This is a genomic window from Mesorhizobium sp. M7A.F.Ca.MR.176.00.0.0, from assembly GCF_004023165.1.
Lineage (GTDB): Bacteria > Pseudomonadota > Alphaproteobacteria > Rhizobiales > Rhizobiaceae > Mesorhizobium.
In genome coordinates, this window is the sequence record NZ_RZTC01000013.1 from 1 (window position 1) to 15,789 (window position 15,789).

Genomic DNA, 15,789 nt, shown 5'->3' on the forward strand with positions numbered 1-15,789 from the left:
CTGTACGGCCATGCCGCTGGCGAAATCACCATGCGTTATGATGCCGCCCGAATTGCTGCCCGTGGCATTTCCGCCCAAAGTGGCGCCGCCGCCATTGCCGCCGCCACTGACGACCCCGACGCCATCGGCGCCATTGCCACCCACACCACCTGCCGACCGCACCAGCATGCCATAAGAGGCCAATCCGGATGTTTCCACCTTGCCGGCGTTGCTTGCCGATGCGGTGCCGCCGGAAGCGCCATCACCGCCGTCACCAGCATCGACGCCGTGACTGACGATGTTGTCACCGCCCTGGCCGCCATTGCCGCCGCTGGCATTGGAGAAAATGCCGTAGGAGAAGTCGCCCGTCGTCGTGATGTCGCTGGTGCCAGACGCAACCGCGTTGGCGTTGCCGCCGGTATTGCCGCTTCCGGCGTCGCCGCCGAGGTTCGCGATCGCCGGAAGGGCGCCGCCGCCACTGCCGCCATTGCCACCGACCGCAGAAGCTTCGAAGCCATGATGTCCCGTGCCGATGGTCGAAATCACAGCGTTGTTGAGAATGTCGACGGATCCACCCACGCCGCCATTGCCGCCCTCACCACCATTGGTTTCAATGGGCGTTCCAGCCAGGCCTTCGCCGCCGTCGCCGCCATCGCCGCCATTGGCAGTGCCGACAAATCCAGATGCGTTGACGTTTATCTGCGGAGCGTTGTTTACGGCTCCAGGGGTCGCATTTGTAATCGATCCGCCGGGATCGCCATTATCGCCATCTGCGTCAAAGCCACCAGGTCCCCTGTCCGGAGCATCCGGGCCGTTCTCGTCTATGACGAACTGAGCATGCGCCGCCGGTATCGGCGGAAAACCCACCAGCGCGGTGGCGCCGAGGAGGACCATCAACCGTCCGGCAATCACACCTGGCCGGCGACGGCGACCCGAGCCAGACGCTTCTTACGCACGTGCCACCGGTCCAAGTTTGAACAAAGTCCACGCTTGCGCCGCACGAAGCGAACAAGGCGAACTGCCGGGCAGCGCTTGGCGGGCAAGCCCTGCTTGCTGGGATACCTCTGCCACATGGGCATTGGCAGCATCGATACCGGAACCCGGAACCGCGAATGCGCGTTTGATGGCAAAGCCACCACGCTTTGAAAACAAAGCCATGCACTTACCCCTCGTTTTACGGGGGCGCACCTCAATGCCTGCTTAAGGCGACGCCACCGCTATGCTCATGCAATTGCAATAAGGATGCCGGCACTGCGCAATAAGGTTCAATGCATTAAAACAGAGCATCCGCGTTCCCACTTGCGGAGCTCTGACTCAATTAGAATACATTAACTTATGCCGGATGAAACCGAAAATTTACGTGCGGACACTGACTAAAGCCGCTGACGTTTCATAGTCGTCATATGACGACTATCTGCGGTTCACTGCTGGAATCGCAGAACAAAGCGATCGGACTGCCCGATTTCGTGATGCTCGACCCGCTGGCCATGGCATCGCCGCGCAAACGTCCTATATCAGTGGGCAGAGTTTTTTGCGCGGGAATGAGCGAATGTCGGCACTTCGGCCATCAACGATCTTCACAGTGGCAATGCTGGCCACGGCAGTGCTGGCGGGCGTTTGCCTGCCGGCTTCCGCACAGGCGCTCAATTCCGCTACCGGCAACAATGCGCTGATCCGGCAGAACGACCTGCAAATCCTGCAAAACAGGATACAACGGCAGCAATATCAGCAGCAACAGCAGCAGTACCGCGCCCAGGACCGCCAGATCGTTCAGCAGCCGCCCCCGGTCGTGCAGCAGCTCAAGCCAAGCTGCCAGACCCAGATAATCGGCACCACCGCCGTGAGCAATTGCCGCTGACATCAAGGCGTTTTTCATTTATTTAGCCGACTTAGGTATTTCGAGTGTCTTTCGGCACATGCGAAAGTTTTGGTTTTGCAACGATGCCTTGTCGCGCTATGCGGCATTGCATCGACTGGATTGACGAATGGCAGCCATCAAGAAAAAGGCCGTACGCAAGGCAAAAAAGGGCGAGAGGATCCGCCAGGTGGCGGCTATTCCCTTTCGGCTGACCGCGCGCGGCGACATCGAGGTCATGCTGGTCACGTCGCGTACCACCAGGCGCTTCATCGTCCCCAAGGGCTGGCCGATGAAGGGCAAGAGCGGACGCAAGGCGGCCACCATCGAGGCACAGGAGGAAGCCGGCGTGCTCGGCAAGACGCTGAAGCAGCCGGCGGGCACCTATTCCTACTGGAAGCGGCTGGCCAATCGCTTTGTCCGCGTCGACGTCATCGTCTATCTGCTCGAGGTGAGCGAGGAACTGGCCGACTGGCAGGAAGCCAAACGACGCCAGCGGGCCTGGCTGGCGCCAGCCGACGCAGCCATGCTCATCGACGAGCCGGATCTTTCAACGTTGGTGAAGACGCTGAAGCTTCCTCAGCCTATGCAGGTGGACCAAGCGTAAAGCCTCACTCGCCGGGCTCATCGCTTTCGGGAAACGGCCGCACCGGCGTGCCGGTATAGGTCCACAGCCATTCGCGCGGCAGCGGCCCTTTGTTTCGCTCGGCCTGCTGCGACTGCTCCCAGGCATGCGCAAGGATGCCGACCGAGCGCGACAGCACGAAAAGCCCTCGCGTCAGCGCTGGCGGAAAACCGAGTTCGCCATAGATGACGGCGGTAGCGCCATCGATGTTGAGCGGTATTTTTTTCCTCTTGCGTCGCGCGACGTCCGCCTCGATCGCTTCTGCAATATCGACGAAACGTCCGTTGACGGCACCGCGTGCGGCAAATTCGCGGGTCAGTTCCAGCAAGCGCGGCGCGCGCGGGTCGACGGGATGGAAGCGATGTCCGAGCCCCGGCACATAGCCCTTCTCCTCGGCGAAGAACCGGTCGAGCCGTGTCGAGACCGCTTCATTCAGCGTCATCCCGGCATCGATTGCCACGGCAATGTCACCATAGAAGGAAAGCGCCTGCTCGCCGGCGCCACCGTGCACGTCGCCGAGAACGTTGATGGCCGAGGCCATGGCGCTGTTGATACCGACGCCGCAGGTTGCGGCCATGCGCGCGATGGCGATCGATGGCGCCTGCGGTCCGTGGTCGACGGCGGCTCCCAAGGCAATGCCGAGCAACTCTGCCTGGTCCTCGCCGGGCAGTTCGCCGCGCAGCATCAGCCAGATGACAGCCGGGAAGCTGACGCGGCCGATCAGATCCTGGATCTCGTAGCCGCGCAGCCGGATGACACCAGGCCGCATCTCGATGATGTCGGTCTGCCACCATTCCTCGCCGCGCTCACGGCCCGTCTTCTCCGTGTCGCTCATGCGCCTGCCTTTGTCTTGGCGCGGGGTGGCAGGTCGGCGAACACCTCGCCCATATGTTCGCCGAGCGCCGGCGGCGGCTTTGTCGGCAACGGCGCCTCGCCATCGACCATGAAGCCGCCGCGCAGAACGGTCAGCGGCTTGTCCATGCCAGCAACATCGTCGAAATTCGCGGTCACCCGGCGTTCGAGCACTTGCGGCTCGGCCAGCACTTGCGGGATCGTCAGCACCCTGCCGGCGGGCACCCCGGCGCGATTGAGCATCTCTTCCCAGGCAGCCGCCGAGGCGTCCGCCAGGGCGTCCTCGATTTCGACTTTAAGCGCCGCACGGTTGCGCTTGCGCGTCTCGCGCTCGGCAAAGCGGACATCGGAGGCCAGTTCCGGCCGGCCGATCAGCCGGCACAGCGCCACGAACTGCTCCTGCTTGTTGGCGGCGATGTTGACGAGCCCGTCGCCGGTGCGAAACGTACCGGAGGGTGCCGCCGTCATGTTCTCATTGCCCATCGGCTTGGGGTCGATGCCTGCGGTCAGATAGTTGGAAACCGGCCAGCCAAGCGCGGAAAGTGTGCATTCGAGCATCGAGACGTCGAGAAAGGCACCCTCGCCGCTCGTCTTCTGCCGCACCAGCGCCGAGGTAATGGCGAACGCGCCGACCAGTCCGCCAAGCGTGTCGGCCACGGGATAGCCGACCCGCAGCGGCGCCGTTTCCGGTGTTCCGGTGATACTCATGATCCCCGACAGGCCCTGGATGATCTGGTCATAGGCGGGATTGTCGCGCATCGGCCCGGTCTGGCCGAAACCCGATATCGCGCAATAGACGAGGCCTGGACGGACCGTCTTCAGCGCCTCGTAACCAAGCCCCAGCCGATCCATCACGCCCGGGCGGAAATTCTCCACCAGGGCGTCGGCGCTGGCCACCAGATCGAAAAAGCGCTCGCGATCGGCTTGCTGCTTGAGGTCGAGCACCACCGACCGTTTGCCGGCGTTCTGCGCCAGGAACGATGCGCCCATGCCGGCGCTGTTCAGCTTTGGCGAGCCGCCGAGCTGGCGGGCCAGGTCGCCGCCTTGCGGCGCCTCGACCTTGATCACATCGGCGCCGAGCAGCGCCAGCTGATAGGCGCAGTAGGGACCGGCCAGGACGTTGGTCAGGTCGAGGACGCGGATACCGGAAAGCAATTCTGTCATGGCATCATGGATCGATCAGGCATCGCCGGGCACATGCTCCGGTCCGCGCCGACGCCGATGCTCGATGAAGGCCCAGATATGCGGGCCGGCGAGGCCGATGAAGGCGAGCGTCAGCAGCATCAGCGACAGCTTGTGGGTGTAAAACACCGACCAGTCGCCATTCGAGATGGTCATCGCCCGGCGGAACTGGGTTTCGGCGAGCGGTCCAAGGATCATGCCGATAATGACGGGCGCGGTCGGGAAATCGAAGCGCCGCATCAGGAAGCCGGCGGCCCCCAGGAGATAGAGGATGACGAGGTCGATGGGCGATTGCGAAATGCCATAGGTGCCGACCGTGGCGAACACCAGGATGCCGGCATAAAGCTGCGGCGCCGGGATTTTCAGCAACCGCACCCACAGCCCGATCAGCGGCAGGTTGAGGATGACCAGGATGACGTTGGCGATGAACAGGCTGGCGATCAGCCCCCAGACGAGATCGCCCTGGGTCGTGAGAAGCAGCGGCCCGGGGTTGATGCCGTAGCTCTGGAAGGCCGACAGCATGATCGCCGCGGTCGCGGAGGTCGGCAGGCCAAGCGTCAGCATCGGCACCAGCACGCCGGCGGCGGAGGCATTGTTGGCGGCCTCGGGGCCGGCAACGCCTTCGATGGCGCCGACGGTGCCGAACTCCTCCTTGTGCTTCGACAGCTTCTTTTCGATGGCATAGGACAGGAAGGTCGGGATTTCGGCGCCGCCGGCCGGCATGGCGCCGATCGGGAAGCCGATCGCAGCGCCGCGCAGCCAGGGTTTCCACGAACGCCCCCACTCGGCCGCCGTCATGTAGAGCGAGCCCTTCAGCGGCACGATCTCGTCCTTGCCGGCATAGCGGCGCGAGGCCATGTAGAGCGTCTCGCCGACGGCAAACAGGCCAACCGCGGCAATGATGACATCGACGCCATCAAGCAGTTCGTTCGTGCCGAAGGTGAAGCGTGGCTGGCCGGTCTGCAGGTCTACGCCGATCATGCCGATGACGAAGCCGGCGAACAGGCTGGTCAGGCCGCGTACGGAAGACGAGCCGAGCACCGCCGAAACGGTGATGAAGGCCAGCACCATCAAAGAGAAATATTCGGCCGGACCAAAGGCCAATGCGAATTTGACCACCACCGGCGCCAGGAAAGCGACGCCCATCGTGCCGATCGTGCCGGCGACGAATGAGCCTATCGCGGAGGTGGCGAGTGCCGCGCCGCCGCGCCCGGAGCGCGCCATCCTGTTGCCTTCCAACGCAGTGACGATGGTGGCGCTTTCGCCGGGCGTGTTGAGCAGGATCGACGTCGTCGAACCACCATACATGGCGCCGTAGTAGATGCCGGCGAACAGGATGAAGGATGCTTCCGGCGCCACCTGATAGGTGATCGGCAAAAGCAGCGCGATGGTCAGCGCCGGTCCAAGACCGGGCAGCACGCCGATGGCGGTACCGAGTGTGGTGCCAAGCAGGCACCACAGAAGGTTGACCGGGGTGAAGGCAACCGAGAAGCCATGTGCGAGATGTCCGAGCGTTTCCATGGCGTCAGCCCCTCAACATGGTGATGAACGCATCGATGACCGTGTTCAGCTGGTTCTCGATGAAACCGGCACCGATGTTGACGCCAAGCGCCCTGGCGAAGCCGAAATAGGCGGCCAGCGCCAGGATCAGGCCGAGCACTGCGTCACGCAGCGTGCGCTTGCTGCCGAAGCCGTAGCAGACCAGAACGAACATGATGACGGATGCCGCCGTGAAGCCGAGCGGCCGGATGAGCAGCAGATTGGCGATCAGGCCGATGACGACGAAGCCCATCGCCTTCCAGTCGGTCGGCGTCTCCTTTTCCTCCTCCGGCTGCCAGCCGCCGCGAAGCGCGGCAAGGATGAGCAACAGCGAAAGAACCACCAGGCCGAACATGGTGAGGTAGGGAAAGACGGTCGGGCCGACCTTGGAGTAGAGCGGCGACACCGGGATTGCCAGCGTCTGCCAGGCGACGGCGCCGGCGCAGGCCAGGAGCCCGATGCCTATCAACAATTCCGGCACGGCAAGGCGCAACGGCGCCGCCTGCTGGTCGCTGGTGCTCATCGGTATCCTCCCAAGATGGCCGGCATCCTCCAGCCGGCCGCATCCGCAGTTTCGCCGCATCATATGTCCATGCGGCAGGCGAGATGGGAAGGGGGCGGCACTCTAACCGCCCCCTGAAGACATCAGGCGAGGCCGAGATCCTTGAGGATCGCGGTGATGCGGGCCGTGTCCTCGGTGAGGAATTTTGCGTAGTCGTCGCCAGTCAAAAGGATGGGCGTCCAGTTGCGGTTTTTGCATTCGGTTGCCCATGCATCGCTCTTGGCCATGGTCTCGATCATTGTGACCATCGCCGCCTTGTCGGCGTCGGAAACGCCGGGCGGTGCGAAGACGCCGCGCCAGTTGAACAGTTCGACATCGATGCCGGCTTCCTTCAACGTCGGTGCGTCGATGCCGTCCTGACGCTTGTCAGCCGAGATGGCGAGCAGCCGCAGCGCGCCCGCCTTGACCTGCTCGGAGAACTCGCCAAAGCCGGAGATGCCGGCCGCGACCTGGTTGCCGAGCAGCGCCGACAACGCCTCACCGCCGCCGGCGAACGGCACGTAGGACAGGTTTGTCGCCGGCACGCCGACCGTCTTGGCAATCAAGCCGAACAAGATGTGATCCGAGCCGCCGGCGGAGCCGCCGGCGAGGGGAACCTTTGTCGGATCGGCCTTGAGCGCGGCGACGAAATCAGCGGCCGTCTTGAACGGTGACTCCGCCGGCACGACCAGGGCCTCGAACTCGCCGGTGAGGCGGGCGATCGGGGTGACTTGCGTCAGATTGTTCGCGGCCTTGTTGGCAATGATGGCGCCGACCATGACCATGCCGGCAACCATCAGGGAATTGCCTTTGCCGTTCCACTGGCTGATGAATTGCGGCAGCCCGACAGTCCCGCCGGCGCCGCCGACATTGGTGATCTGCGAACCCGAGATCAGCTTTTCACTGCGCAGCACCTGGTCGATCGTGCGCGCCGTCTGGTCCCAGCCGCCACCCGGTGCGGCAGGCACGAAGAGCTGTATCTGGGGCGCGCCTTCGGCGTAAGCGGGAGAAAGATGCGACGTCATCAGCCCGGCACCCACGGCTGCGGTGCTCATCAAAAATCTGCGTCTGTTCAGCATGGGGATTCCTCCAAATCACGACACCTCCTCCGGTGCCCGCCAAAACGCGCCTGCATCCAGACCCGTCATCGATTTCAAGCAGATGTTACGGAGTTCTGTCAACGGAAACGATATTCTACTGGACAGAACGATTTGGCGGCGCGACAGAGTCGCGTCGCTCGGCTTTCTTCAAACTGGAACCACCATGGACTCGCCAAGCAAATCGGCAGATGGGGAAATAGATCGCACCTCGGCGGACGGTGTTGCCGCGCTTGATCGAGCCATTGCCATCCTCGATGCCTTCACCACGGATGACCGGTCGCTCAGCCTGGCCGAAATCGCGGCGCGCACCGGCCTCTACAAGAGCACCATCCTGCGGCTTGCGAATTCCCTCATGCGCGGACGATTGCTCGAGCGCCTCGACAATGGGCGCTACCGCGTCGGACCCGCGACCTTTCGGCTCGGTGCGCTCTACCAGCGTTCGGTCGTGGCGGTCGATATCCTGCTGCCGATCATGCGCGATCTTTCCGAGCGAAGCTGGGAGAGCGTTGCCTTCTATGTTCGCTCGGGCGACGTCCGCACCTGTCTCTACCGCGTCGAATCCAAGCACCCGATCCGCTACACGATACGCGAAGGCGACGTATTGCCTTTGCTGCTCGGCTCCGGCGGCCGCGTGCTTGCAGCGTTTTCGGGCCAGCAGGGGGAACCGTACGAGACCATCCGCAAGACCTGCAACTGCCTCGCCGTGGGCGACCGCGACCCCGAGACGGGGGGCGTGTCGGCGCCGGTGTTCGGCCCGGGAGGCGTCCTGCTCGGCGCCTTGACCCTGGCTGGACCCAGCACGCGCGTCGACGCGGCATTTCTGCAGCGCATGAAGCGGCCGCTGCTCGAGGCGGCGGCCCGCGCCACCCGCGCCTTCGGCGAGGACGCCTCCATGCTCGAGCGGGCAAGCCTGGCAGCGGACGCCATGCCGTAGAACACGTTCTCGTTGGAAGCCCCGCTCAAGTCAGTTTGACCAGACCACAGCGGTTCTTGGCGCGGCCCGCCTCGTCATCATTGCTGGCGACAGCCTCCATCATGCCGACGCCGACAGCGGCTGGCCGCGCCGCTCGGGTCACCGCGCCAGCAGGATGGTCGGAGTGTCGTGGTAGGTGGTCTTCACCACTTCCCGGTAACCGCACTTCGCAGCCACCCTCAGCGAAGCGCCGTTTTCCGGATCGATGATGCAGACGGTCTTCTCGCGCCCGAAAATCTCTTCGCTCCACGACAGGATGCGGCCAACCACCTCGGTGGCGAAGCCCGCCCCGTGCACGGCCGGAACCAGCGCCCACCCGGCCTCGGGAATGCCTTCGATCGATGGTTCCATATCGCGCTTCAGGTCGTGAAACCCGGCCTCGCCGATGAAGCGTCCGGTCGCCTTCTCCTCAATCGCCCAGAAGCCATAGCCGAGCAGCGACCACAGGCCGGCGTGACGCAGGAAGCGCATCCAGCTTTCTTCGCGCGTGCGCGGCTTGCCGCCGATGAAGCGGGTGACGACGGGATCGGTCCACATCGCGGCATAGGTGTCGAAATCATCCAGCCGGTGTGCCCGCAGGATGGTGCGCTTCGTTTCGATGACAGGGGCGCTGGTCGCTTGTGGATTGTTCATGGGATCTGCCTCGTACGGATCGCCAGCGCTTAGCAAATCGCCGGTGCGGCGCAAGGGGCCAGCGCAACACGGCCCATCATCCAGGCGCCGCTATGGGAATTTTGCGAGACGGTGTTATTTTTTCACGGCAGGCCGATTCAACGCCTGCCAGCGCGACCTTTCAGGCGCGCATTGCTGCCGTCAACCCCAGGGAAAGAGCATGGACACCACCGATCTTGTGCTTGCGATCTTCCATCATCTGCTGGTTTTTTCGCTGGCGGGGATCATCGGCGCCGAATTCGTCCTGATCCGCGGCGATCTGGGCGCTGCGACGCTCAAGAGGCTCGCCGGCATCGACCGCCATTACGGCATCATTGCCACGCTGATCATCGTCGTCGGCATCGGCCGCGTCTTCTATGGCCTCAAGGGCTGGGAATTCTACGTCTACAATTGGGTGTTCTGGGCCAAGATAGCGGCGTTCGTCATGGTCGGCCTGCTGTCGATCATCCCGACCGTCCGCTTCATATCCTGGAACAGGCAGGCGAGCGGCAATGCCTCGTTCCAGGTACCGGCGGCCGAGCTTGCGTCCGTGAAGACTTACATCCGCGCCGAAGCTTTCATCTTCCTGCTCATCCCGGTCTTCGCCGCGGCGATGGCGCGCGGCTACGGCTATTGAGGCCGAACTCTATTCGCAAGGTGGTCTCGATTATAAACTAGCGGCAATCTCCTGGATAAAATCCAGAAATGCTCTGACCTTAGCCGGCGGCAGATGGCGCGATGGGTGATAGGCGTAGAGCGGATAAAGTTCTTCCGACCACTCCCGCAGGATCGGCACGAGGTCTCCCCGTGCCAGGAACGGCGCAAGGCCGATGGCGAGGCTTTGGAAAATGCCTTGGCCCGCTACGCAGGCTGTGACCGCGACGGAAGGATCATCCAACACCAGGCGGCTTGAGATCTTGACCCTGACGATCTCCCCGCCCCGGAGAAACTCCCATGGAAAAGGAAGGCCGGTTTGAGGATCACGGAAGAGAAGCGCCTCGTGATGGACGAGGTCGTGCGGCGACTGTGGCTGGCCGTGCCGTTCGAGATAGGCCGGCGCCGCAACTGTCAGGATCGGGGTTTCCAGGAGCTTGCGTATGATGAGGGATGAGGCATCGGGCGGCCCGAAGCGTATCGCCACGTCCACGCCGGTCATCATCTCCTCGCGGTAGTTGCTGGTCGAGAAATCCAGCATCAGCAGCGGATAGCGGGCGAGGAACCGCTGCAGCCCGGCCGCGAGCACCATGCGTGCGAACCACGGGTCCACCGATACGCGCAGCCGGCCGCGTACGAGCGCCGCCGCGCCCGCGGCCTCGGCAGCCGCCTCATCCAGGCCTGCAAGAAGCGGCATCACTTGTGCGTGGAAGCGGCGTCCTTCCTCGGTGAGGGTGACTGCACGCGGATTGCGATCGAACAACCGCACGCCGACCCGCGCCTCCAGACGCGCGACGGCCCGGCTTACCCCTGAAGGCGTCAGGCCGAGCATCTCCGCGGCGCGAGCGAAATTCCCAGCCTCCGCGACCGCTGCCAGAACCCCGACGCCGGTCAGAAGCCGCGTGTCGAAAACCATTCGATTCCCCTTCGCCTCCGAGGCGAGCAATAGTGAATCTGAGTCACTGTAACATTGATTCTAATGCGCGTGAATCATGTCATGGCACGACTTACAAGTGACGTCCTGGCAACATTGCGGGCGAGCGGCCGGGAAAATCGGATTTCCCTCGATCCAGAAAGGAGTTGGTCATGAACCAGATCACACGCAGAACCATGCTTCAGCGCGGAGGAATGCTGGGGGCCATTCTGGCTCTCGATACGGTCAGCCCCGCCTTGGCCAAAAGAATGCCAGCCGGCTCGTCAGTGCAGTTCAAGGCGATCGACGCCGCCTTGCAGGCAGGCGTCTCAAACGACGACGTAGCCGGTGTCATCGCCGTCGCGGCGACGCGCAAAGGCATGGTCTACGAAGGTGCCTTCGGCAAGGCCAACGTCGCAACGGGCGCACCGATGACGCTCGACACGGTATTCTGGCTGCTGTCGATGACCAAGGCGTTCACGGCGACGGCCTGCATGCAGTTGGTCGAACGGGGCCGCCTGCATCTGGACGATGATGCGTCGAAGTACCTGCCGGAACTGGCCTCTCCACAAATCCTCGACGGCTTTGCCGAGGATGGAACGCCGCGACTGCGGCCGGCCAAGCGCGCGATCAAGGTTCGCCATCTGCTGACGCATACCTCCGGCTGCACCTACTCGATCTGGAGCGAGGCTCTGACCCGCTACGAGAAAGTGACGGGCATGCCCGACATCGCGACCTGTAGGAACGCCGCCTTCACCGCCCCACTCGAATTCGAGCCCGGCGAGCGATGGGAATATGGCATCAGCATGGACTGGGTCGGCAAGCTGGTCGAGGCGGTGTCTGATCAGTCGCTCGAAATCTACTTTCGCGAGAACATTTTCGCGCCGCTCGGCATGAAGGATTCAGGCTTCCTGATCGGGACCGAGCAGAAGCGGCGTGTCGCCAGCTTCCATAGCCGCCGCGCCGATGGCGGGCTGGAGCCGGCACCCTTCGAGATGCCGCAGCGGCCGGAGTTCTTCATGGGCGGCGGCGGCGCCTTCTCGACGCCGCGCGACTACATGGCCTTTCTGCAGGCGCTGCTGAACGGCGGCACGCTGCATGGCGAGCGAATCCTGCATCCGGAGACGGTCGCCATGATGATGCAGAACCAGATCGGCGAGCTGAACGTCCAGGAGATGCATTCGGCGCAGCCGTCCTATTCCCGCAGCTTCGACCAGTTCCCGGGACAGCCGCATAAATGGGGTCTGTCTTTCGACATCAACATGCAGGCAGGACCGAACGGGCGCTCCGCCGGCAGCATCTCCTGGGCAGGTCTGCTCAACTGCTACTTCTGGCTCGATCCGGTGAAGCATGTCACAGGCGCGCTCTCCACCCAGGTCCTGCCCTTCTACGACGAGCGGGTCGTCGCGCTCTACGGCGCGTTCGAGCGCGGCCTCTATGCCGGACTTGCCTGAACCCAGGCGATCGACATCAACATCTGGAGAACCATCATGTACGCAATCACCGGAATCACCGGCAAGGTCGGCGGCGCACTTGCGCGCAGCCTTCTCGCCGGGGGACTACCCGTCCGCGCCGTTCTGCGCGACAAGGCCAAGGCGGCGGAGTGGAGAACCCGGGGCTGTGACGTCGCCCTGGCCGAGATGGACGATGCGGCAAGCCTGACTTCAGCGTTTCGGGGTGCCACGGGCGTCTTCATCCTGCCGCCCTCCGAGTTCGACCCGGAGCCCGGCTTTCCCGAGGCCAGGCGCGTCATCGCGACCGTGGCGGCGGCTTTGGCCGAGGCGCGTCCCGGCAAGGTGGTCTGCTTGTCGACAATCGGCGCTGATGCTCCGCACGAGAACCTGCTGACCCAGCGCATGCTGATGGAACAGTCGCTGGGGGAGATCGGCCTTCCGATCACCTTCCTGAGGCCCGGCTGGTTCATGGAAAATGCGCTCTGGGACGTTCCCTCGGCGCGCGATGAAGGCGTGTTGCGCAGCTTCCTGCAGCCGGCTGACAGACCGTTCCCGATGGTTGCGACGCAAGATGTCGGGCGCCAGGCCGCCATGCTCCTCCGTGAGGACTGGAGCGGGACGCGGGTCGTCGAGCTGGAAGGGTCCGCACGCGTCTCACCCAACGATCTCGCCCGCGCCTTCGCCACGGTGCTGGAGCGCCCGGTCAGGGTCGAGACAGTGCTGCGTGAAAGCTGGGAGGAGATCTTCCGTTCCCAGGGCACGCAAAATCCGTCACCCCGGATCCGGATGCTTGACGGCTTCAACGAGGGCTGGATCGAGTTCAGCGACCACGGCCGATCAGCGGTGAAGGGCACCACGACACTTGAAAGCGTTATCGTCGAACTCGTCAGGGCGTGCCAAGGCAAGACAGCCGCCTGATGGGATCACGACTTACCGCATGGACTCCCGAACCAGCGGCGGCGCGAAGCGGCGGGGCGCGCGTGTAGCCCCGCCGCCACATCCGCGAAAGGACACCATCATGGAATCATCACCACACAGGGCGTTGTGATCCCACGCCTCGGCTTCGGTACGTTCCGCAGGCCAGGAGGCGACGCCCAGCCGATTGTCGAGAGGGCGATGGGATGCCGCATGAAATTGCAGGCGCATCTCGCGATCAATCGCCAGCTTTGTGAACCCAAACTCTGAGAACCTTTTGAGTGCGGATATCTGCGGATATCGGCAGTTTGCCGTTTGAGCCCGGTTGCTATTTGCTAGCTTGCCCTAGTTGTTGCTTCATGCGCAGCCGGTGTTGAGAGGAGTTCCGCGCAGCGGTTGGAGATTCATATCCCGGGAGGAGATCACGATGAGAAGATTTGTCGCCACTCTGGCTGCTGCCGCGGCCGTCGCGCTTTATGGGTTCACTGCCGGCGCGCAGACCTATCCTGAACGCACCATCACCGTTGTGGTGCCGTTTGCAGCCGGCGGCCCGACCGACACGGTCACGCGCCTCGTCGCGGAAGCGATGTCGAAGGATCTCGGCCAGCAGGTCATCGTCGAAAATGTCGGTGGCGCCGGCGGCACGCTGGGTGCCGGTCGCGTCGCCAACGCCGAGCCTGACGGCTATACGCTGCTGCTCCATCATATCGGCATGGCGACAAGTGCGACGCTGTACAGAAAGCTCGCCTACGACACGCTGAACGCCTTCGAATATGTCGGCCTCGTCACCGAGGTGCCGATGACCATCGTCGGCCGCAAGGACCTGGAGCCGACCGATCTCAAGGGGTTGGTGGAGTACGCCAAGGCCAACAAGGATTCCATTACCGTCGCCAATGCCGGCATCGGTGCGGCCTCGCATCTATGCGGCATGCTGTTCATGAGCGCCATCAAGACGCCGCTGGTCACCGTGCCCTACAAGGGCACCGGCCCGGCCATGACGGATCTGCTCGGCGGCCAGGTCGACATCATGTGCGACCAGACGACCAACACCACCAAGCAGATCCAGGGCGGCACCATCAAGGCCTATGCCGTCACCTCGCCGGAGCGCCTCGATGTGCTGAAGGACGTGCCGACGACGGTGGAAGCCGGCCTTCCCGATGTGCAGGTCGGCATCTGGCATGGCCTCTATGCACCCAAGGGCACGTCGGCCGGGATCACCGAACGCCTGTCGAAATCGCTGCAGGTCGCGCTGAAGGACCAGAACGTCGCGGCCCGCTTCGCCGAACTCGGCACCAAGCCGTCGCCCGAGGCCGATGCGACGCCCGCCGCACTGAAGGCCAAGCTGGAAAGCGAGATCGCGCGCTGGAAGCCGATCATCGAAGCCGCCGGCCAGTACGCCGACTGAGGTTTGAATAGGGGCGCCACCAGCGCCCCTATTCCGCTCGGCATCCGCTACCCACTGCGGGCTTGGGAGAACCATCATGAAACCTTTCGCGATCGACAGGGCCAACGGCCTGTGCGCCGCCCTGTTCATCGGTTTCGGCGCATGGTTCGCGCTGCAATCGCTCGGTCTCGAAATCGGCACCGCCTTGCGCATGGGGTCAGGCTATTTTCCGCTGGTCCTGGCGATCGTACTGATCCTGCTTGGCGCCGTCATTCTCGTCCAGGCCGTACGCGTCGAGGGCGAAGCGATCGGGCACATTGCGTGGCGCGGCATGCTGCTCATCCTGCCTGCTCCGATCTTCTTCGGCCTGACAGTGCGCGGCCTCGGATTCATCCCGTCGATCTTCCTGACGGCGCTGATCGCGTCGTTTGCCAGCCGCCGCATGAAGCCATTGACCGCGCTCGTGCTGTCGGCCGGCCTGACGTTGTTTGCCTTCCTCGTCTTCAGCTACGCGCTCGGCCTGCCGTTCCGCCGCTTCGGCCCGTGGCTGGCCCCAGGGTCGGCATCGTGAGGCGATGAGCATGGATCTCCTCGACAACCTCGCGCTCGGCTTTTCGACGGCGACGTCGTTGACCAACCTCGGTTTCTGCCTGATCGGCGTCCTTCTCGGCACGCTGATCGGCGTCCTGCCCGGCATCGGCGCCACCGCGACCATCGCCATGCTTCTGCCCATCACCTTCCAGATCGGCGACCCGGTCTCCTCCCTCATCATGCTCGCCGGCATCTATTACGGTGCGCAATATGGCGGCTCGACCACCGCCATTCTCATCAACATGCCGGGCGAATCCTCGTCCGCCGTGACCGCGATCGACGGCTACCAGATGGCCAGGAACGGCCGCGCCGGAGCGGCTCTCGCGATCGCGGCCATCGGCTCGTTCTTTGCCGGCACGGTGTCGACGTTCCTCGTCGCCATCTTTGCCCCGCCGCTGACGGCGATCGCGCTGAAATTCGGCGCGGCCGAGTATTTTTCGCTGATGATCGTCGGCTTGGTTTCGTCCGTCGCGCTCGCCCACGGCTCTATCGTCAAGGCGCTGGCCATGGTCGTGCTCGGCCTGCTGCTCGGCATTGTCGGCACCGACATCTACACCGGCACGCCGCGCTTCACGCTTGGA

At 63.7% G+C, this 15,789-nt stretch carries 16 protein-coding genes and 1 pseudogene; 9 read left to right on the forward strand and 8 right to left on the reverse strand.

Annotated features, from left to right (window positions below):
• Nucleotides 1-873: pseudogene (locus tag EOB59_RS06740) on the reverse strand (autotransporter outer membrane beta-barrel domain-containing protein); the annotation flags it as partial.
• 655 nt (nucleotides 874-1,528) lie between these two features.
• On the opposite strand from EOB59_RS06740, the gene EOB59_RS06745 reads away from it, so the two are divergent.
• A complete protein-coding gene (locus EOB59_RS06745) occupies nucleotides 1,529-1,837 on the forward strand; it encodes a hypothetical protein (protein ID WP_127270866.1) in 309 nt (102 codons plus the stop codon).
• A 127-nt stretch (nucleotides 1,838-1,964) separates the two neighbouring features.
• On the forward strand, nucleotides 1,965-2,441 hold the full coding sequence (locus EOB59_RS06750) for an NUDIX hydrolase (protein WP_128288011.1): 477 nt from the start codon (nucleotides 1,965-1,967) through the stop codon (nucleotides 2,439-2,441).
• A 4-nt stretch (nucleotides 2,442-2,445) separates the two neighbouring features.
• Here the strand turns inward: EOB59_RS06750 and EOB59_RS06755 are convergent, their stop codons facing one another.
• The 5 genes from EOB59_RS06755 to EOB59_RS06775 all read right to left on the reverse strand — a co-directional run bounded on the left by EOB59_RS06755 (nucleotide 2,446) and on the right by EOB59_RS06775 (nucleotide 7,652).
• A complete protein-coding gene (locus EOB59_RS06755; protein ID WP_127270868.1) occupies nucleotides 2,446-3,294 on the reverse strand; it encodes a citryl-CoA lyase in 849 nt (282 codons plus the stop codon).
• The gene (locus tag EOB59_RS06760) at nucleotides 3,291-4,475 is read right to left on the reverse strand and encodes a CoA transferase (RefSeq protein ID WP_128288012.1); all 1,185 of its coding nucleotides are present in this window, start codon (nucleotides 4,473-4,475) and stop codon (nucleotides 3,291-3,293) included. The genes EOB59_RS06755 and EOB59_RS06760 overlap by 4 nt, the downstream gene beginning before the upstream one ends.
• 15 nt (nucleotides 4,476-4,490) lie before the next feature.
• Nucleotides 4,491-6,014, reverse strand: a complete 1,524-nt coding sequence (locus EOB59_RS06765; RefSeq protein ID WP_128288013.1) for a tripartite tricarboxylate transporter permease — start codon at nucleotides 6,012-6,014, stop codon at nucleotides 4,491-4,493.
• Nucleotides 6,015-6,018: 4 nt separating this feature from the next.
• Nucleotides 6,019-6,555 (reverse strand): tripartite tricarboxylate transporter TctB family protein, encoded by a 537-nt coding sequence (locus tag EOB59_RS06770; RefSeq protein ID WP_127397556.1) that lies wholly within the window; start codon nucleotides 6,553-6,555, stop codon nucleotides 6,019-6,021.
• A gap of 122 nt (nucleotides 6,556-6,677) precedes the next feature.
• Entirely contained in the window at nucleotides 6,678-7,652 is a 975-nt protein-coding gene (locus tag EOB59_RS06775) for a tripartite tricarboxylate transporter substrate-binding protein (protein ID WP_127397555.1), read from the reverse strand.
• 184 nt (nucleotides 7,653-7,836) lie between these two features.
• On the opposite strand from EOB59_RS06775, the gene EOB59_RS06780 reads away from it, so the two are divergent.
• Nucleotides 7,837-8,607 carry an IclR family transcriptional regulator gene (locus EOB59_RS06780; protein ID WP_127397554.1) on the forward strand — a complete coding sequence of 257 codons (771 nt, stop codon included), beginning with the start codon at nucleotides 7,837-7,839 and terminating at the stop codon, nucleotides 8,605-8,607.
• 138 nt (nucleotides 8,608-8,745) lie between these two features.
• On the opposite strand, the gene EOB59_RS06785 is transcribed toward EOB59_RS06780, so the two are convergent.
• Nucleotides 8,746-9,279 (reverse strand): GNAT family N-acetyltransferase, encoded by a 534-nt coding sequence (locus EOB59_RS06785; RefSeq protein ID WP_128288014.1) that lies wholly within the window; start codon nucleotides 9,277-9,279, stop codon nucleotides 8,746-8,748.
• Between the two features lie 199 nt (nucleotides 9,280-9,478).
• Between EOB59_RS06785 and EOB59_RS06790 the strand changes: the two genes are divergently transcribed.
• Complete coding sequence (locus EOB59_RS06790) at nucleotides 9,479-9,934, forward strand: DUF2214 family protein (RefSeq protein ID WP_127809330.1); 456 nt, start codon at nucleotides 9,479-9,481, stop codon at nucleotides 9,932-9,934.
• Between the two features lie 30 nt (nucleotides 9,935-9,964).
• Here the strand turns inward: EOB59_RS06790 and EOB59_RS06795 are convergent, their stop codons facing one another.
• Nucleotides 9,965-10,867 carry a LysR family transcriptional regulator gene (locus EOB59_RS06795; protein ID WP_127809329.1) on the reverse strand — a complete coding sequence of 301 codons (903 nt, stop codon included), beginning with the start codon at nucleotides 10,865-10,867 and terminating at the stop codon, nucleotides 9,965-9,967.
• Nucleotides 10,868-11,037: 170 nt separating this feature from the next.
• On the opposite strand from EOB59_RS06795, the gene EOB59_RS06800 reads away from it, so the two are divergent.
• The 5 genes from EOB59_RS06800 to EOB59_RS36030 form a co-directional block, all read left to right on the forward strand.
• On the forward strand, nucleotides 11,038-12,318 hold the full coding sequence (locus EOB59_RS06800; RefSeq protein WP_128288015.1) for a serine hydrolase domain-containing protein: 1,281 nt from the start codon (nucleotides 11,038-11,040) through the stop codon (nucleotides 12,316-12,318).
• Nucleotides 12,319-12,354: 36 nt separating this feature from the next.
• Nucleotides 12,355-13,236, forward strand: a complete 882-nt coding sequence (locus tag EOB59_RS06805) for an NmrA family NAD(P)-binding protein (RefSeq protein WP_127809327.1) — start codon at nucleotides 12,355-12,357, stop codon at nucleotides 13,234-13,236.
• 424 nt (nucleotides 13,237-13,660) lie between these two features.
• A complete protein-coding gene (locus tag EOB59_RS06810; protein WP_128288016.1) occupies nucleotides 13,661-14,638 on the forward strand; it encodes a tripartite tricarboxylate transporter substrate-binding protein in 978 nt (325 codons plus the stop codon).
• Nucleotides 14,639-14,714: 76 nt separating this feature from the next.
• Nucleotides 14,715-15,188 carry a tripartite tricarboxylate transporter TctB family protein gene (locus EOB59_RS06815; RefSeq protein WP_128288017.1) on the forward strand — a complete coding sequence of 158 codons (474 nt, stop codon included), beginning with the start codon at nucleotides 14,715-14,717 and terminating at the stop codon, nucleotides 15,186-15,188.
• A 10-nt stretch (nucleotides 15,189-15,198) separates the two neighbouring features.
• Nucleotides 15,199-15,789: tripartite tricarboxylate transporter permease (locus EOB59_RS36030; protein ID WP_245486553.1), on the forward strand; the 591-nt coding region annotated here is incomplete at its 3' end.

Excerpts from the sequence above, each read along its gene's own strand:
- EOB59_RS06765 (WP_128288013.1), bottom strand. The coding sequence starts at position 6,014 with ATGGAAACGCTCGGACATCTCGCACATGGCTTCTCGGTTGCCTTCACC.
- EOB59_RS06755 (WP_127270868.1), bottom strand. The coding sequence starts at position 3,294 with ATGAGCGACACGGAGAAGACGGGCCGTGAGCGCGGCGAGGAATGGTGG.
- EOB59_RS06775 (WP_127397555.1), bottom strand. The coding sequence starts at position 7,652 with ATGCTGAACAGACGCAGATTTTTGATGAGCACCGCAGCCGTGGGTGCC.
- EOB59_RS06815 (WP_128288017.1), top strand. The coding sequence starts at position 14,715 with ATGAAACCTTTCGCGATCGACAGGGCCAACGGCCTGTGCGCCGCCCTG.
- EOB59_RS06780 (WP_127397554.1), top strand. The coding sequence starts at position 7,837 with ATGGACTCGCCAAGCAAATCGGCAGATGGGGAAATAGATCGCACCTCG.
- EOB59_RS06770 (WP_127397556.1), bottom strand. The coding sequence starts at position 6,555 with ATGAGCACCAGCGACCAGCAGGCGGCGCCGTTGCGCCTTGCCGTGCCG.
- EOB59_RS06750 (WP_128288011.1), top strand. The coding sequence starts at position 1,965 with ATGGCAGCCATCAAGAAAAAGGCCGTACGCAAGGCAAAAAAGGGCGAG.
- EOB59_RS06805 (WP_127809327.1), top strand. The coding sequence starts at position 12,355 with ATGTACGCAATCACCGGAATCACCGGCAAGGTCGGCGGCGCACTTGCG.
- EOB59_RS06760 (WP_128288012.1), bottom strand. The coding sequence starts at position 4,475 with ATGACAGAATTGCTTTCCGGTATCCGCGTCCTCGACCTGACCAACGTC.
- EOB59_RS06790 (WP_127809330.1), top strand. The coding sequence starts at position 9,479 with ATGGACACCACCGATCTTGTGCTTGCGATCTTCCATCATCTGCTGGTT.
- EOB59_RS06810 (WP_128288016.1), top strand. The coding sequence starts at position 13,661 with ATGAGAAGATTTGTCGCCACTCTGGCTGCTGCCGCGGCCGTCGCGCTT.
- EOB59_RS06745 (WP_127270866.1), top strand. The coding sequence starts at position 1,529 with ATGTCGGCACTTCGGCCATCAACGATCTTCACAGTGGCAATGCTGGCC.
- EOB59_RS06795 (WP_127809329.1), bottom strand. The coding sequence starts at position 10,867 with ATGGTTTTCGACACGCGGCTTCTGACCGGCGTCGGGGTTCTGGCAGCG.
- EOB59_RS06785 (WP_128288014.1), bottom strand. The coding sequence starts at position 9,279 with ATGAACAATCCACAAGCGACCAGCGCCCCTGTCATCGAAACGAAGCGC.
- EOB59_RS06800 (WP_128288015.1), top strand. The coding sequence starts at position 11,038 with ATGAACCAGATCACACGCAGAACCATGCTTCAGCGCGGAGGAATGCTG.